This is a genomic window from Variovorax sp. GW821-FHT09D07, assembly GCF_059416345.1.
This window is the reverse complement of record NZ_JBWKOY010000005.1, coordinates 215,583-230,156: the sequence shown is the minus strand read 5'-3', so window position 1 is coordinate 230,156 and position 14,574 is coordinate 215,583. Positions and strand designations below refer to the sequence as shown.

Sequence of the window (14,574 nt, the reverse complement as noted above, 5' to 3'; positions counted from 1 at the left end):
GAAAGAAGGTTGTCCATGACATTCGCAATCCCAACCCTGATGCGCCCCTTGCGCGCCTCCGTGCTGCCGCTGGTGGCGGCCCTGGTGCTGGCCGGTTGCGCCAGCGTGCCTTCGGGCATGCCCACGGTGCCGACCGCGGCGCAGTTCAAGGAACAGCCGGGTGCCACGGCCCCGGCCGGCTTCACCCGGGCCACGCCCGCCGAGGCGCAACCGCGCGGCGAGTGGTGGCTGGCGTTCAACGACCCGGTGCTCAACACGCTGATCCAGCGCGCCGAGGTCGACAACACCAACATCCAGGCCGCCGCCGCGCGGCTGGCCGAGGCCCGCGCGCTGGCGCGCAGCGCCCAGGCCGACCGCCTGCCGCAGATCGGCCTGGGTGCCGGCGCCAACCGCGGTGCGGGCCTGGACAAGGCCACGGCCAGCACCCGGCCGGGCACCATGACCAACATCGGTGCCACGTTCTCGTACGAGGTCGACCTGTTCGGCCGCCTCTCGGGCGCGGCCGATGCGGCCAAGCTCGACGCGGCCGGCCGCGAGGCGCTGCTGCAGAGCACCCGACTCGCGGTGCAGGCCGAAGTGGCGCAGACCTACCTGCAGCTGCGCGCGCTCGACGCCGAGCGCGTGCTGGTGCGCGAATCGGTCGCCGCCTACCGCGACACGCTGCGCCTGACGCAGCGCCGCCAGCAGGCCGGCGACATCGCCGAGCTCGACGTGGCGCGCGTGCAGACCGAGGTGTCGTCCACCGAATCGGACGCGCTCGCGCTCGACCGTCAGCGTGCCCAGGTGGAACATGCGCTGGCCGTGCTGGTGGGCGATTCGGCCTCCAGCTTCGGCATGCGGCCCGACGACTGGGGCACCGCGCTGCCGGTGATCCCGCCGGGCGTGCCGTCCACCGTGCTCACGCGCCGGCCCGACGTGTCGGCCGCGCAGAGCGCCGTCATGGCGGCGCAGGCCCGCGTGGGCGTGGCGCAGACCGCGTGGTTCCCGAACATCTCGCTGACCGGCGCGGCCGGCTACGCCTCGCCCGAGATCGGCGACCTCTTCAAGTGGTCGGCCCGCTCGTGGGGCGTGGGTGCGCTGCTGTCGCTGCCGATCTTCGACGGCGGGCGCCGCGAGGCCGGCGTGCAGGGCGCCAACGCCCAGCTCGACGGCGCACTGGCCAGCTACCGCTCGCAGGTGCTGGTGGCGTTCCAGGAGGTCGAAGACCAACTGGCCGCCATCCGCATCCTGCAGGAACAGTCCGTGGTGCAGGCGCAGGCCGTGACCTCGGCGCAGCGCGCCACCAGCCTGTCGGACACGCGCTACCGCAACGGCTACGTGAGCCAGCTCGACCTGCTCGACGCGCGCCGCAGCGAGCTGCGCAACCGGCGCCAGGCGCTGCAGGTGAAGTCGGCCCAGTACCAGGCGACGGTGGGGCTGATCCGCGCCATCGGCGGCGGCTGGGAAGTGCCGGCCGCCGAGAAGGTGGCGACCCGCTGATCGGGCTCTTCCGGGCTCAGGCGCGATCGCCCGGGCCCGGATGCGTCGCCGTAGCGGCGGCCTGTTTCAGCGCCACCGCGCCCAGCGCGAGCGCACTCGAATAGCTGGATTGCGGGCGCGCAGCCAACCGCAGCGGCCGGTAGCCGAGCGTGTCGGAGGTGCTGCCGGTGTCGTGGACGGCTTCGAGCAGGAGCCAGTAGAACCGGCCCGGCTCGCGTTCCTCGACCGTCAGCGCCAGATCGTTGAGGGCGGACATGATTTTCCGGTGCGGCCCTGAGAGGCCTCATCCTTATTACGTCTGAGTCGGCCTTCCGGTTTCAGTTCGGCGCTCAACGACAATCCCCGGATGAGTTCTAGAGCGACAAGCGGGCCGGCGCGCTGCGTCATGGTCCTGGGCACCACCAGCGGCGCCGGCAAGAGCTGGCTGGCCACCGCGCTGTGCCGGTGGTATGCCCGCCAGGGGCTGCGGGTGGCGCCGTTCAAGGCGCAGAACATGAGCAACAACGCCCGCGTGGTCGAGGGCGGCGAGATCGGCAGCGCCCAGTACTTCCAGGCCCTGGCCGCCCACGCCGTGCCTGACGTGCGCATGAACCCGCTGCTGCTCAAGCCCGAGCGCGACACCCACAGCCAGGTGGTGCTGATGGGGCAGGTGAACGAGGCGCTGTCGACCCTGCCGTGGCGCGGGCGCAGCGAGCGCGTCTGGCCGCAGATCGCGCAGGCCTTCGACGAACTGCGCGCCGAGAACGACGTGGTCGTCATCGAAGGCGCCGGGTCGCCGGCCGAGATCAACCTCATGGCCAGCGACATCGTCAACCTGCGCGTCGCCCGCCACGCCCAGGCGCGCTGCCTGCTGGCGACCGACATCGACCGCGGCGGCGCCTTCGCCCACCTGTACGGCACCTGGGCGCTGCTGCCCGAGGCTGACCGGACGCTCATCCATGGTTTCGTGCTCAACAAGTTCCGGGGCGATGCGTCGCTGCTGGCGCCCGCGCCGCAGCAGCTGCAGGCGCTGACCGGCGTGCCCACCGTGGCCACGCTGCCCATGTGGTGGCAGCACGGCCTGCCCGAGGAAGACGGCGTGTTCGACGACCGCAGCCGCGCCAGCGGCGTGGTCACGCGCACCGTGGCGGTGGTCGCGTACCCGCGCCTGAGCAACCTCGACGAATTCCAGGCGCTGAAGAACGTGCCCGGCGTGCGCCTGGTCTGGGCCCGCACGCCGGCCGACGTGGCCGGCGCCGACTGGATCGTGCTGCCGGGCTCCAAGCACACGAGCGGCGACCTGGCCTGGCTGCGCGCGCAGGGGCTGGACCGCGCCGTGGCCGAGCATGCCGGGCGCGGCGGCGCGGTGCTGGGCGTGTGCGGCGGGCTGCAGATGCTGGGCGAGGCGCTGGTCGATCCGCATGGCATCGACGGCAACGCACCCGGGCTCGGGCTGCTGCCGCTGGTGACCGTGTTCGAGCGCGAGAAGACCGTGCGGCACCGCGAGGCGACCTTTTCCGGCGATCTCGTGGCCGGCCCCTGGTCCGCGCTGGCGGGCGTGCGCATCGCCGGCTACGAAATCCACCATGGCCAGACGGCCGCCCACCCGCAACTGGCCCACGACGGCCGCGCCGTGATGCCCGAGGGCCTGGCCTGGCAGAACACGCGCGGCAACGTGCTGGGCCTCTATTTGCACGGCCTGTTCGAAGACCCGGCCGCGCTGCAGGCGCTGTTCGGCACCACGGCGCCCACGTTGGACGCCACCTTCGACGGCCTGGCCGACTTCATCGACACCCACTTCGACGCCGGCGTGCTCGCCGGCTTGATCGCATGACCGACACCGATTTGATCCCTGCCATTCCAGACATCGCCGACGCCGCACTCGCGGCGCGCCTGCAGGCCGCGCTCGACAACAAGACCAAGCCCGTCGGCGCGCTGGGCCGTCTTGAGGCGCTGGCGCTGCGTATCGGCACGATCTTGGGCACCGAGCAGCCGGTGCTCGATGCGCCGCAGATGCTGGTGTGCGCGGGCGACCACGGGCTGGCGGCGCGCGGTGTGTCGGCCTACCCGAGCGACGTGACCTGGCAGATGGTCGAGAACTTCCTGGCCGGCGGCGCGGCCGTCAGCGTGCTGGCGCGCCAGCACGGCCTGGCGCTCACGGTGGTCGATTGCGGCGTGCGGCGCGACTTTCAACCGCGACCCGGCCTCGTGTCGCGGCGCATCGGCGCCGGCACGGCCGACGCCTCGGCCGGCCCCGCCATGACGCCCGAACAGTGCACCCAGGCCATCGCCAACGGCCGCGAGGTCGTGCGCGCGCTGCCGGGCAACGCGCTGCTGCTCGGCGAAATGGGCATCGGCAACAGCTCGTCCGCGGCGCTGCTGCTGTCGCGCCTGGCCGGGCTGGACATTGGCCTGTGCACCGGCGCCGGCACGGGGCTCGATGCCGATGGCCTCGCGCGCAAGCGCGAGGTGCTGCGCGAGGTGCTCGCCCTGCACGCGGGCGCGACCGCGCCGCTCGACGCGCTGGCCGCGTTCGGCGGCTTCGAGGTGGCGACGCTGGTCGGCGCGGTGCTGCAGGCGGCGCAGGAGCGGCGCGTGATCGTGGTCGATGGCTTCATCGCCAGCGCCGCCGTGCTGGTCGCCCAGGCGATCCGCCCACAGGTGACGCAGCGCTGCGTGGCGGCGCACAGCTCGGCCGAGCCGGGGCACACGCTGCTGCTGAAGCACCTCGGGCTCGAGCCTTTGCTGAACCTCGACCTGCGCCTGGGCGAAGGCTCGGGCGGCGCGCTGGCGTGGCCGCTGCTCGAATCGGCCTGCCGCATCCTGCGCGAGATGGCGAGCTTCGAATCGGCGGGCGTGTCGCGCCAGCAATGAACGGCGTGCGCCACTTCCTGCTGGCCGTCCAGTTCTTCACCCGCGTGCCGGTGACGGGAAAACTCGCCGACTGGGTCGGCTTCAGCCCGCAGATGCTGCGCGCCGCCGCGGCGCACCTGCCGGCCATCGGCTGGATCGTGGGTGGGGTGGCGGCGGCGGTGTTCGTCGCTGTGGGGGCGGGCCTGCCGGGCGTGGCAGGGGCGCTGGTCGCGGCCGTGCTGAGCACCGTCGCCACCGTGATGCTCACGGGCGCTTTTCACGAAGACGGCCTGGCCGACGTGGCCGACGGCCTCGGCGGTTCGGCCAGCCGCGAGCGCGCGCTGGAGATCATGAAGGACTCGCGCATCGGCGCTTTCGGCGCGGTCGCGCTGGTGCTGGCGCTGAGCCTGAAGTTCGGCCTGCTCGCCGCACTCGCCGCGCGCGGGCTGGACGTGGCGGCGGTGTCCATCGTCGGGGCGCACGTGCTGTCGCGGCTGGCGCCGCTGTTCCTGATCCGCTGGCTGCCCTATGTGGGCGACAGCAGCGGCAGCAAGGCCAAGCCGCTGGCCGACGCCATCAGCGGCGGTGCGCTGCTCGTCGCCGTGCTCTGGGCCGCGCCCGCCGTGGCGCTGCTGCTGTGCGCGCACGACGCGGTGCACGTGGGCGCGGCGCTCTTGGCGCTGGTGTTTGCCGGTGGCTGGATGGCGCGGCTTTTCGTGCGTCGGCTGCAGGGCTTCACGGGCGACGGGCTTGGTGCCACGCAGCAGGTGTGCGAACTGGCGATCTACCTCGTGCTGGCGTGGAAGGCATGAGCACCGCGACCGCCCAGCTCTGGCTGCAGCGCCACGCGCCGGTGGTCGCGCCGGCGGGCTTGTGCTACGGCGCGACCGACCTCGACGCCCACGCGGACGGCACGCAGGCCGCCGCTGCGCGCATCGCCGCGGTGCTGCCGGTCGGCATCGCGCTGTGGAGTTCGCCACTGCGGCGTTGCGCCATGCTGGCGGACGCCATCGTCGCGCTGCGGCCCGATCTGTCGGTGCGCCGCGATGCGCGGCTGGCCGAGATGAGTTTCGGCGCTTGGGAAGGGCGCCTGTGGTCGGCCGTGGCCCGCGAAGAGTTCGAGGCCTGGACGAATCGCTTTGCGGATGCCCCCGCAGGAGGCAATGGCGAGAGCGTGCGCGTCTTCATGCATCGCGTGGCCTCGGCGCACGCCGACTGGCTGGCGACCGGCGCCGACGCGCTGTGGGTCACGCATGCCGGCGTGCTGCGCGCGGTGCAGTTGCTGTCGCAAGGCGTGTCGTGCCCGGAGCGGGCCGATCAATGGCCCAACGACGCGGCGGCTTTCGGCGACTGGCGCGTGGTCGCCGCGCCGACCTGAGGGGAACTCGTCAGTTCTTGGCGCGCCACTGCTCGCGCCAGAGCCGGTCGAGCTGCCCCGCGAACTGCGGCGACGGGCCACCCAGGAGCTGGTTCTGCCCGTTGCGCTGCACCAGGCCATAGAGGCGGCCCGAGCCCTGGTCGTAGAGCGCGATGGCATTGTGGTCGTAGCAGTCGTGCGGCTTGCAGAAGGCGTGCAGCAGGTAGCGCGTGCCGTCCACCGTCACCCATTGCGGCTCGGGCGACGGGCCTTCGCGGCGCACCAGCCAGCGTTCAGCTTCCCGTGTGCCCAGCGCGGCGCGCCAGGCCTTGTCCATCGCGGGGCCCCGGGCGAGGGCGGCCGGGCTGCCCGTGGCGGGTGCCGGCGGCTTGGGGGCGGCGGTCGCGGGTTCGGCGGGCGGCGCCGCGGCGCGCGCCGGACCGTCGCAGCGCCAGTAGCGCGGCTTCATCAGCTCCGGCCCCAGCTGGCCCACGACCGGCTTGTCGGCCTTCAGCGTGATCGACTGGCCGCGCGCATCGCGAAAGACCAGGAAATTCATCATCGCGTTGTCGCCCTTGCCTACGCGGCTCATCAGCGCCACGTCGAAGTTCGGCGGTGGCGGCTGGTTGCCGAAGAAGCTGTGGGCCGTGTCCGGCTGACGGCCGACCACGCGGCGCTTGCCGCGCTCGGCGATCAGCATGTCCTCGCGCACCTGCAGCGTCGGTGCCGCTGCGTCGGCGCAGTTGGCGGACCAGCGCCCGCCGTAGAGCGCCATCGTCTCCGGCGGCAGCACGCCGTCACGCGACCAGGCGGCGCCCGCGCTGCACAGCGCTGCGAGAAAGAGGAGGGCGGTGGAAGGCGTCTTCTTGAAAATCGTTGTCGTCGTCATGTGCGATGTGTGTGATGCCGCTCACGCGGTCTTGGGGGCCGGCGTCTTGGGCTTGAACGAGCAGAAGGTGGAGACCGCGCATTCCCAGCAGCGCGGCTTGCGCGCCACGCAGACATAGCGCCCATGCAGGATCAGCCAATGATGCGCGTGCAGGCGGAATTCGGGTGGGATGCGCTTTTCGAGCTTGAGTTCCACGTCCAGCGGCGTCTTGCCGGGCGCAAGCCCGGTGCGATTGCCGATGCGAAAGATGTGCGTGTCGACCGCGATCGTCTCTTCGCCGAAGGCCACGTTGAGCACCACGTTGGCCGTCTTGCGCCCCACGCCCGGCAGCGCCTCGAGCTCGGCGCGCGTGCGCGGCACCTCGCCGCCATGTAGCTCGACCAGCATGCGGCAAGCCTCCATCAGGTGCTTGGCCTTGCTGCGGTACAGCCCGATCGTCTTGATGTACGACTCCAGCCCTTCCACCCCGAGGTCGAGGATCGCCTGCGGCGTGTTCGCCACCGGATACAGCCGGCGCGTCACCTTGTTCACGCCCACGTCGGTGGCCTGCGCCGACAGCAGCACGGCGGCCAGCAGCTCGAAGGGCGTGGTGTATTCGAGCTCCGTGCGCGGCTCGGGGTTGGCGGCCTGCAGGGTGGCGAAGAAGAGGGGGATGTCGGATTTTTTCATGGGTCGTGGGGGCCGCCGTTCATTGCAAGGGGCTCGCGGGGCGCATGCCGTGGAAGGCAGGGCGAGCACCGGCGTTTGCGGCGATGGATGCAATATATCGTCGAAAAGCCATGGCCCTACGCAGCTTTCCTGCCCGGGCTTTCGCGACAATGACGCCCAGAAAGTGAGACTGACCATGCAATTCGCCTCCCGCCTCGACAACGTCGAAACCTCCGCCATCCGCGAACTCTTCAAGCTGCTGGGCAAGCCCGGCATCATCAGTTTTGCGGGCGGCTTTCCCGACAGCGCCATGTTCGACGTCGAGGGCCTGAAGGAGGCGAGCCAGAAGGCGCTCACCGAAGAAGCCGGCGGGGCCCTGCAGTACGGCGCCACCGAAGGCTACGAGCCGCTGCGCAACCAGCTCTCGGCGTTCATGAAGACCAAGGGCGTCGACGTGGACCCGAGCGGCCTGATCGTCACCACCGGCAGCCAGCAGGCGCTGGACCTGCTGGGCAAGACCATGATCTCGCCCGGCGACAAGGTGATCGTCGAAGGCCCGACCTTCCTGGCCACGATCCAGTGCTTCCGCCTGTACGGCGCGCAGCTCATCAGCGCGCCCATCGACGCCAACGGCGTGAAGACCGACGAGCTCGAAAAGCTCATCGCGGAGCACAAGCCCAAGTTCGTTTACCTGATCCCCACCTTCGGCAACCCCAGCGGCGCGATGCTGACGCTGGAGCGTCGCAAGAAGGTGCTCGAGCTGGCCGTGAAGTACCAGACGCTGATCGTCGAGGACGATCCCTACGGTGACCTGTACTTCGGCGAGGCGCCGCCGCCGTCGATCATGTCGCTGAGCAAGGACGTACCCGGCAGCCGTGAGCTGCTGGCGCATTGCGGCAGCCTGAGCAAGGTGCTCAGCCCCGGCCTGCGCATCGGCTGGATGATCGCGCCGCCCGAGCTGCTGGCCAAGGCCACGATGTGCAAGCAGTTCAGCGATGCCCACACCAGCACCTTCGCGCAGGCGACGGCCGCGCAGTACCTCAAGAGCGGCCGCATGCCCGGCACGCTGGCGCATGTGCGCGAGGTCTACGGCCAGCGCGCGCAGGCCATGGGCGCTGCGCTGACGCGCGAGCTGGGCGATGCGGTGAGCTTCACGCAGCCCAACGGCGGTTTGTTCTTCTGGGCACGCCTGACGGGCGCCAACGGCAAGCTGGCCGATGCCAACGAACTGGCCAAGCGTGCGATCGAGAAGCTGGTGGCCTTCGTGCCCGGCGCGCCGTTCTTCGCCGAGAAGCCCGATGTGGCGACGCTGCGCCTGAGCTTTGCGACGGCTGACATCGAGAAGATCGAAGAAGGCGTGAAGCGCCTCGGCCAGGCCCTGTAACGCCGACGTTCAGGGGGACCGGTGCAGGCGGGGCGCCGCCAGCAGGTCCAGGTTGTCTGAAATGGCCGCATCCACGTTCGGATAGCGGCCTTTCATTTTGGAGAGCGTCATGATGGTCTGCAGTGCCTTCAGGTCCTTGACCGACGGCGCGACCTTGATCTGCGCAATGGCCGCCGGGGCGTTGCCGCCGTTCACCAATGCCATCACCTTGCTTGCCCAGTCGTTTGCGCGTGCCATGTCTTCACCTGCTTTCCATTTGAACCGCCGACTTTACACAGCGGGTTACCATCACCCATGAGAAAAACCTTCCAGCTTCAGGTCGAGGGCAAGCACCCCGACCGTCTCCTCGAAGCCGTCAAGCACGAGATCCGCAAGTACATCAAGCGCGAGCGCCGCCGCGACCTGCCCGAAGGCGCCGACTTCTGGGACTTCGACTGCCGGTTCGGCGCCGCCCAGGAATCCGCCGAAACCATCCACCTCACGGCCATCACCGGCCTCATCGACGGTGTGGTGAAAGAGGGCGGCAAGCAGTTCTACATCGAGATCCTGGCCAAGCCCGGCAAGCGCCAGCCGCGGCCCGCGGGCGCACCCGAGCACACCGAGAACGACGACGAGGAATAAGCCCCGTCAGATCAGCGCCTGCGCCAGCCGCAGGCCATGCCGCTGCTCCGCTTCCTGCAGCGAGCGCGCAATCGACGGGTGCAGCCGCACCCCGTTCGCCGATTGCGCTTCCCGACGCTTCAACCCGCCTTCACCCGGCAGCCGCACAGGCCTGGCCGGGTCGATGGGCGCGTTGTCGCGGCATTTCTCGGCCACGTGGTCCATCTGGCGCAGGAAGGCCTCCTTGCCGCCGAAGGCGTGCAGGTCGTGCAGCGTGAGGTGCACGGTCGCGCCCCAGCCTTCGGGCGGGTCGGCGCGGCCGTGGCCCGCGAGGCCGGCCGTGAGCGTCTCGACCAGCAGCGCCATGCCGTAGCCCTTGTGGCCGTGGCTCAGGCCGCCCACGGGCAGCAGCGTGCCGGGCGGCTGGTCGAACAGCACCTGCGGGTTGTTCGACGGCTTGCCGGAGGCGTCGATGAGCCATTCCTCGGCGAAGGTCTCGCCGGCCGCGCGCTTGCGGTTGCTCATGCCGTTGGTGGTGATCGAGGCCGAGATGTCGACCATCACGCCGCCCTGCGACAGCGGAAAGCCCATGGCCAGCGGATTCGGCGTGAACACCGCCTGCGTGCCGCCGAAGGGCGCGACGCTGGCCGTGTTGGGGTCGGAGCAGGCCAGCAGCATCAGCATGTCTTCCTGCAGCGCGCGCAGCATGTAGACCGCGAGGCAGGCGATGTGGTGGCTGCGGCGGATCACGAGCGAGGCGGTGCCCAGCTCGCGCGCACGCGGCACCAGCAGGTCCATGCCCTGGTCCATGAGCCAGGGGCCGGGCAGGCGCTTGCCGTCCCAGAGCACGGCGGCAGGGCGGTCGGACAGCACCTCGGGCGCACCGTCGCGCGTCATGCCGCCCGATTCGATTTCTTTCACATAGCCGGCCAGCAGCGCGAGGCCGTGCGTGTCGTGGCCCAGCAGGTCGCCTTCGACCAGCGTGCGTGCCACGCTGTCGGCCATCGAGGCCGCGAGCCCCGCCTTCTGCAGCAGGGCGCTGGCGTAGTCGCGCAGCGCGTCGGCGCGGTACAGCGGGGCGGCGTCGGTCATTTCAGGATTTCCAGCACGCGGTCGAGCCCGCCTTCGTTGATCGCCACCATGGCCTGCTCGCGCACCTTCGGCTTGGCGTGATAGGCCACCGACAGCCCGGCCTCGCCCATCATCGGCAGGTCGTTGGCGCCGTCGCCCACGGCGATGGTCTCTTGCGGCGAGATGCCCATGAGCGAGGCCACTTCGAGCAGCGTGCGGCGCTTTTCGGCGCCGTCGCAGATGTCGCCCCAGCTCTGCGTCACGACCTGGCCGGTGAGCTGGCCGTCGGCTTCGTCGAGCAGGTTGGAGCGTGCGAAGTCGATGCCCAGGCGGTCCTTCACGCGGTTGGCGAAGAAGGTGAAGCCGCCCGACACCAGCAGCACCTTGAGGCCCGCCTTCTTGCACGCGGTGACCAGCTCGGTGGCGCCGGGGTTGAGCTTCAGGCGCTCGTCGTACACCTGCTGCAACGCGGCCACGGGCACGCCCTGCAGCAGCGCCACGCGGCGGCGCAGGCTTTCCTTGAAGTCCTTGATCTCGCCGCGCATCGTGGCTTCGGTGATCGCGGCCACCTCGGCCTTCTTGCCGACGGCATCGGCGATCTCGTCGATGCATTCGATGTTGATCAGCGTCGAGTCCATGTCGAACGCGATCAGCTTGAAGTCGGCGAGCTTCAGCGGCGGCTTCACGCGCTGGAGGACGAGGCCGGGAGAGATTTCTGTCGTAGCGCTCATGCGGGGGCGGTTTCCTTGACGAGGGGTTGTCCGAGGCTGCGCAGCACGTCGCGCACCATCTGGGCGCGGTCCTTCGGCTCCTTGAGTTCGCGCTCGATGCGCAGCTTCTCGTTGCCGGCGAGCTTGATGTGCTTGTTCTTCTGGATCAGCTGGATGATGGCCATGCCGTCCACCGGCGCGTCCTTGCGGAAGGTGATGTTGATGATGCCCGGCGCCGCATCGACCTTCACCACGCCGTAGGGCCGCGCGAGCACGCGCAGGCGGTGCGTGTCGATCAGCGTCTGGGCCTGCGGCGGTAGCTTGCCGAAGCGGTCGACGATTTCTTCGAGCAGCGTGTCGATCTGGTCGGGCGTCTTCGCGGTGGCGAGCTTCTTGTAGAACGACAGCCGCAGGTGCACGTCGCCGCAGTAGTCGTCGGGCAGCAGGGCGGGGGCGTGCAGGTTGATCTCGGTCGTGACCGACAGCGGCGAGAGCAGGTCGGGCTCCTGCCCGGCCTTGAGCGAGCGCACGGCTTCGCTGAGCATCTCGTTGTAGAGCTGGAAGCCGATCTCCATCATGTTGCCGCTCTGGTTCTCGCCGAGCACCTCGCCCGTGCCGCGAATTTCCAGGTCGTGCATCGCGAGGTAAAAGCCCGAGCCCAGCTCTTCCATCTGCTGGATCGCCTCGAGCCGCTGCGAGGCCTGCTTGGTCAGGCCTTCGGTGTCGGGCACCATGAGGTAGGCATAGGCTTGGTGGTGCGAGCGACCGACGCGACCACGCAGCTGGTGCAGCTGCGCCAGGCCGAACTTGTCGGCGCGGCTCATCACGATGGTGTTGGCGGTGGGCACGTCGATGCCGGTCTCGATGATGGTCGAGCACAGCAGCATGTTGTAGCGCTGGGCCACGAAGTCGCGCATCACGCGCTCCAGCTCGCGTTCGGGCATCTGGCCGTGGGCCACGGCGATGCGGGCCTCGGGCAGGATTTCTTCGAGCTTCTGGCGCCGGTTCTCGATGGTCTCGACCTCGTTGTGCAGGAAGTACACCTGCCCGCCGCGCTTCAGTTCGCGCAGCACGGCCTCGCGGATCACGCCCGTGCCCTCGTTGCGCACGAAGGTCTTGATGGCCAAGCGGCGCTGCGGCGCGGTGGCGATCACGCTCAGGTCGCGCAGGCCTTCGAGCGCCATGCCCAGCGTGCGCGGAATCGGCGTGGCGGTGAGCGTGAGCACATCGACCTCGGCGCGCATCGCCTTCATCGCCTCCTTGTGGCGCACGCCGAAACGATGCTCCTCGTCGATGATCAGCAGGCCCAGGTTCTTGAACTTGACCGACTGCGAGAGCAGCTTGTGCGTGCCGACCACGATGTCGACCTGGCCCTCGGCCAGGCCCTTGGCGGCGGCCGTGATTTCCTTGGCCGAGCGGAAGCGGCTCATCTCCGCCACCTTCACGGGCCACTTGGCGAAACGGTCGACCAGCGTCTGGTAATGCTGCTCGGCCAGCAGCGTGGTCGGCGCGAGAAAGGCGACCTGCTTGCCGCCGGTGACGGCGATGAAGGCAGCGCGCAGCGCGACCTCGGTCTTGCCGAAGCCCACGTCGCCGCACACGAGGCGGTCCATCGGCTGGGGCGAGATCATGTCCTGCACCACGGCGTGGATCGCGGCCTTCTGGTCGGCGGTTTCCTGGAAGCCGAAGTCGTTGGCGAACACCTCGTAGTCGGCCGGCGAGTAGCGGAAGGCATGGCCTTCGCGCGCGGCGCGGCGGGCGTAGATGTTGAGCAGCTCGGCGGCCGAGTCGCGCACCTGTTCGGCGGCCTTGCGCTTGGCCTTTTCCCACTGGCCGGAGCCCAGCTTGTGCAGCGGCGCCTCGTCGGCGCTCACGCCGGTGTAGCGGCTGATCTGGTGCAGCTGGCTCACGGGCACGTAGAGCGTGGCCTTGTCGGCGTACTCCAGGTGCAGCATTTCCTGCAGCAGCGGCTTGCCGTCGGCGCCCGTGCCCTGGCCCAGGTCCATGTGGATCAGGCCGCGGTAGCGGCCGATGCCGTGCGCGCTGTGGACCACGGGGTCGCCCACGTTGAGTTCGGACAGGTCCTTGATCAGCGCTTCGACGTCACTGACCTGTTCCTGCTTCTTGTTGCGCCGGCGCGTGGTGGGTGCGGTGGCGAACAGTTCGGTCTCGGTGACGAAGTCGATCGCCTGTTCGCGCCATGCGAAGCCCGAGGCCAGCGCGGCGGTGGCGATGCCGATCTTTTCGTCGCCCGAGGCTTCGAACTCGGCCAGCGAGTCGAAGGCCGGCGGGTTCACGCCGCTGGCGCGCAGGAAGTCGAGCAGGCTCTCGCGGCGGCCGTCGCTCTCGGCGATCAGCAGCACGCGGTGCGGCGTGGCGGCGATGTGGGCCTTCAGGCCGACCAGCGGGTCTTCCGCGCCGCGCACCACAGCGAAGGGCGGCAGCTTGTCGAACTCGGCGTAGGGCGCATCGGTGGCGATGTCGCCGCGAATCGCGAGCTGCGCGTGCGGCTTGGCGCGCTGGTAGAACTGCTCGGCGTTGAGGAACAGCGCGTCGGGCGGCAGCGCGGGGCGCTCGGGGTCGCCCTGCACCAGGCGGTAGCGCTCGTTGGTGTCCTGCCAGAAGTGCTGGAACGCGGGTTCCAGGTCGCCGTGCAGCACGACGGTGGCGTCGGGGCCGAGGTAGTCGAACACCGTGGCCGTCTCGTCGAAGAACAGCGGCAGGTAGTACTCGATGCCGGCGGTGGCCACGCCGTTGCCCATGTCCTTGTAGATGCGGCTCTTGGTCGGGTCGCCCTCGAGCAGTTCGCGCCAGCGGCTGCGAAAGCGCGCGCGGGCGTCGTCGTCCATCGGGAACTCGCGGCCCGGCAGCAGGCGCACCTCGGGCACGGGGTACAGGCTGCGCTGGGTGTCGGGGTCGAAGGTGCGGATGGAGTCGATCTCGTCGTCGAACAGATCGACGCGAAACGGCACCGGCGAGCCCATCGGGAACAGGTCGATCAGGCCGCCGCGCACCGCGTATTCGCCCGGGCTCACGACCTGCGTCACGTGGCTGTAGCCGGCCAGCGTGAGCTGCGCCTTGAGCTTGGACTCCTGCAGCTTCTGCTTGGCCTTGAACTGGAAGGTGTAGCCGGCCAGGAAGGCCGGCGGCGCCAGCCGGTACAGCGCGGTGGTGGCAGGCACCAGCACCACGTCGGCCTCTTTCTGGCTGATGCGCCACAGCGTGGCCAGGCGCTCGCTGATCAGGTCCTGGTGCGGCGAGAAGCTGTCGTAGGGCAGCGTTTCCCAGTCGGGGAAGAGGGCGCAGCGCAGCTCGGGCGCGAAGAAGGCGATTTCGTCGATGAGCCGCTGGGCGTCGTTCGCGTCGGCTGTGAACATCGCGGTGGCGCGACCCGCGGCCTTCTCGCGCATGCCGAGCTGGGCCAGCATCAGCGCATCGGCCGACAACGGGGGACGCGGCAGCGTGAAACGCTTGCCCGCCGGGAGAAGGGGGAGGTCCATGGAGCGGTTCGAAAAATGCACGACACCCCGCGCCGGACGGCGAGGGGTGTGCGAATGTCAATTCTAGAATGGCGGCCCCTTATCCGCTTGTCGGCCATCGGCCC

14 protein-coding genes are annotated in these 14,574 nt (G+C 69.9%); 7 read left to right on the top strand and 7 right to left on the bottom strand.

Annotated elements, in window-relative coordinates; all coding sequences use genetic code 11:
- The first annotated feature begins 15 nt into the window (after positions 1-15).
- The gene (locus tag AC07OX_RS19845; RefSeq protein WP_495261633.1) at positions 16-1,479 is read left to right on the top strand and encodes an efflux transporter outer membrane subunit; all 1,464 of its coding nucleotides are present in this window, start codon (positions 16-18) and stop codon (positions 1,477-1,479) included.
- Positions 1,480-1,495: 16 nt separating this feature from the next.
- Here the strand turns inward: AC07OX_RS19845 and AC07OX_RS19840 are convergent, their stop codons facing one another.
- Positions 1,496-1,735 (bottom strand): hypothetical protein, encoded by a 240-nt coding sequence (locus AC07OX_RS19840; protein WP_495261632.1) that lies wholly within the window; start codon positions 1,733-1,735, stop codon positions 1,496-1,498.
- Positions 1,736-1,825: 90 nt separating this feature from the next.
- Here AC07OX_RS19840 and AC07OX_RS19835 point away from each other — a divergent pair, with 90 nt between their 5' ends.
- Genes AC07OX_RS19835 through AC07OX_RS19820 form a run of 4 tightly spaced genes read left to right on the top strand, consistent with a single transcriptional unit; the run spans position 1,826 to position 5,689 of the window.
- On the top strand, positions 1,826-3,292 hold the full coding sequence (locus AC07OX_RS19835) for a cobyric acid synthase (RefSeq protein ID WP_495261631.1): 1,467 nt from the start codon (positions 1,826-1,828) through the stop codon (positions 3,290-3,292).
- A complete protein-coding gene (cobT, locus tag AC07OX_RS19830) occupies positions 3,289-4,332 on the top strand; it encodes a nicotinate-nucleotide--dimethylbenzimidazole phosphoribosyltransferase (RefSeq protein ID WP_495261630.1) in 1,044 nt (347 codons plus the stop codon). The genes AC07OX_RS19835 and cobT overlap by 4 nt, the downstream gene beginning before the upstream one ends.
- Positions 4,329-5,123: an adenosylcobinamide-GDP ribazoletransferase gene (locus AC07OX_RS19825; RefSeq protein ID WP_492741170.1), complete on the top strand. Its 795-nt coding sequence runs from the start codon at positions 4,329-4,331 to the stop codon at positions 5,121-5,123. The genes cobT and AC07OX_RS19825 overlap by 4 nt, the downstream gene beginning before the upstream one ends.
- A complete protein-coding gene (locus AC07OX_RS19820) occupies positions 5,120-5,689 on the top strand; it encodes a histidine phosphatase family protein (protein ID WP_492741169.1) in 570 nt (189 codons plus the stop codon). Before AC07OX_RS19825 ends, AC07OX_RS19820 begins: the two co-directional genes overlap by 4 nt.
- 10 nt (positions 5,690-5,699) lie before the next feature.
- Here AC07OX_RS19820 and AC07OX_RS19815 read toward each other — a convergent pair whose 3' ends face one another.
- Positions 5,700-6,557 carry an Ivy family c-type lysozyme inhibitor gene (locus AC07OX_RS19815; RefSeq protein ID WP_495261629.1) on the bottom strand — a complete coding sequence of 286 codons (858 nt, stop codon included), beginning with the start codon at positions 6,555-6,557 and terminating at the stop codon, positions 5,700-5,702.
- A 21-nt stretch (positions 6,558-6,578) separates the two neighbouring features.
- Positions 6,579-7,226 carry an endonuclease III gene (nth, locus tag AC07OX_RS19810; protein WP_495261628.1) on the bottom strand — a complete coding sequence of 216 codons (648 nt, stop codon included), beginning with the start codon at positions 7,224-7,226 and terminating at the stop codon, positions 6,579-6,581.
- A gap of 175 nt (positions 7,227-7,401) precedes the next feature.
- Here nth and AC07OX_RS19805 point away from each other — a divergent pair, with 175 nt between their 5' ends.
- Complete coding sequence (locus AC07OX_RS19805) at positions 7,402-8,589, top strand: aminotransferase-like domain-containing protein (RefSeq protein WP_495261627.1); 1,188 nt, start codon at positions 7,402-7,404, stop codon at positions 8,587-8,589.
- A gap of 9 nt (positions 8,590-8,598) precedes the next feature.
- Here the strand turns inward: AC07OX_RS19805 and AC07OX_RS19800 are convergent, their stop codons facing one another.
- The gene (locus tag AC07OX_RS19800) at positions 8,599-8,826 is read right to left on the bottom strand and encodes a hypothetical protein (protein ID WP_013541760.1); all 228 of its coding nucleotides are present in this window, start codon (positions 8,824-8,826) and stop codon (positions 8,599-8,601) included.
- A gap of 57 nt (positions 8,827-8,883) precedes the next feature.
- Here AC07OX_RS19800 and AC07OX_RS19795 point away from each other — a divergent pair, with 57 nt between their 5' ends.
- Positions 8,884-9,210, top strand: coding sequence for a DUF6172 family protein (locus AC07OX_RS19795; RefSeq protein WP_495261626.1), 327 nt, complete (start codon positions 8,884-8,886; stop codon positions 9,208-9,210).
- Between the two features lie 6 nt (positions 9,211-9,216).
- Here the strand turns inward: AC07OX_RS19795 and AC07OX_RS19790 are convergent, their stop codons facing one another.
- From AC07OX_RS19790 to mfd, 3 genes are read right to left on the bottom strand one after another with little or no spacing between them, the layout of a single operon-like run.
- Positions 9,217-10,281 carry an Ldh family oxidoreductase gene (locus tag AC07OX_RS19790; protein WP_495261625.1) on the bottom strand — a complete coding sequence of 355 codons (1,065 nt, stop codon included), beginning with the start codon at positions 10,279-10,281 and terminating at the stop codon, positions 9,217-9,219.
- Entirely contained in the window at positions 10,278-10,991 is a 714-nt protein-coding gene (gene serB / locus AC07OX_RS19785; protein ID WP_495261624.1) for a phosphoserine phosphatase SerB, read from the bottom strand. The genes AC07OX_RS19790 and serB overlap by 4 nt, the downstream gene beginning before the upstream one ends.
- Positions 10,988-14,470, bottom strand: a complete 3,483-nt coding sequence (mfd, locus tag AC07OX_RS19780; RefSeq protein ID WP_139704648.1) for a transcription-repair coupling factor — start codon at positions 14,468-14,470, stop codon at positions 10,988-10,990. The genes serB and mfd overlap by 4 nt, the downstream gene beginning before the upstream one ends.
- Positions 14,471-14,574: the final 104 nt, after the last annotated feature.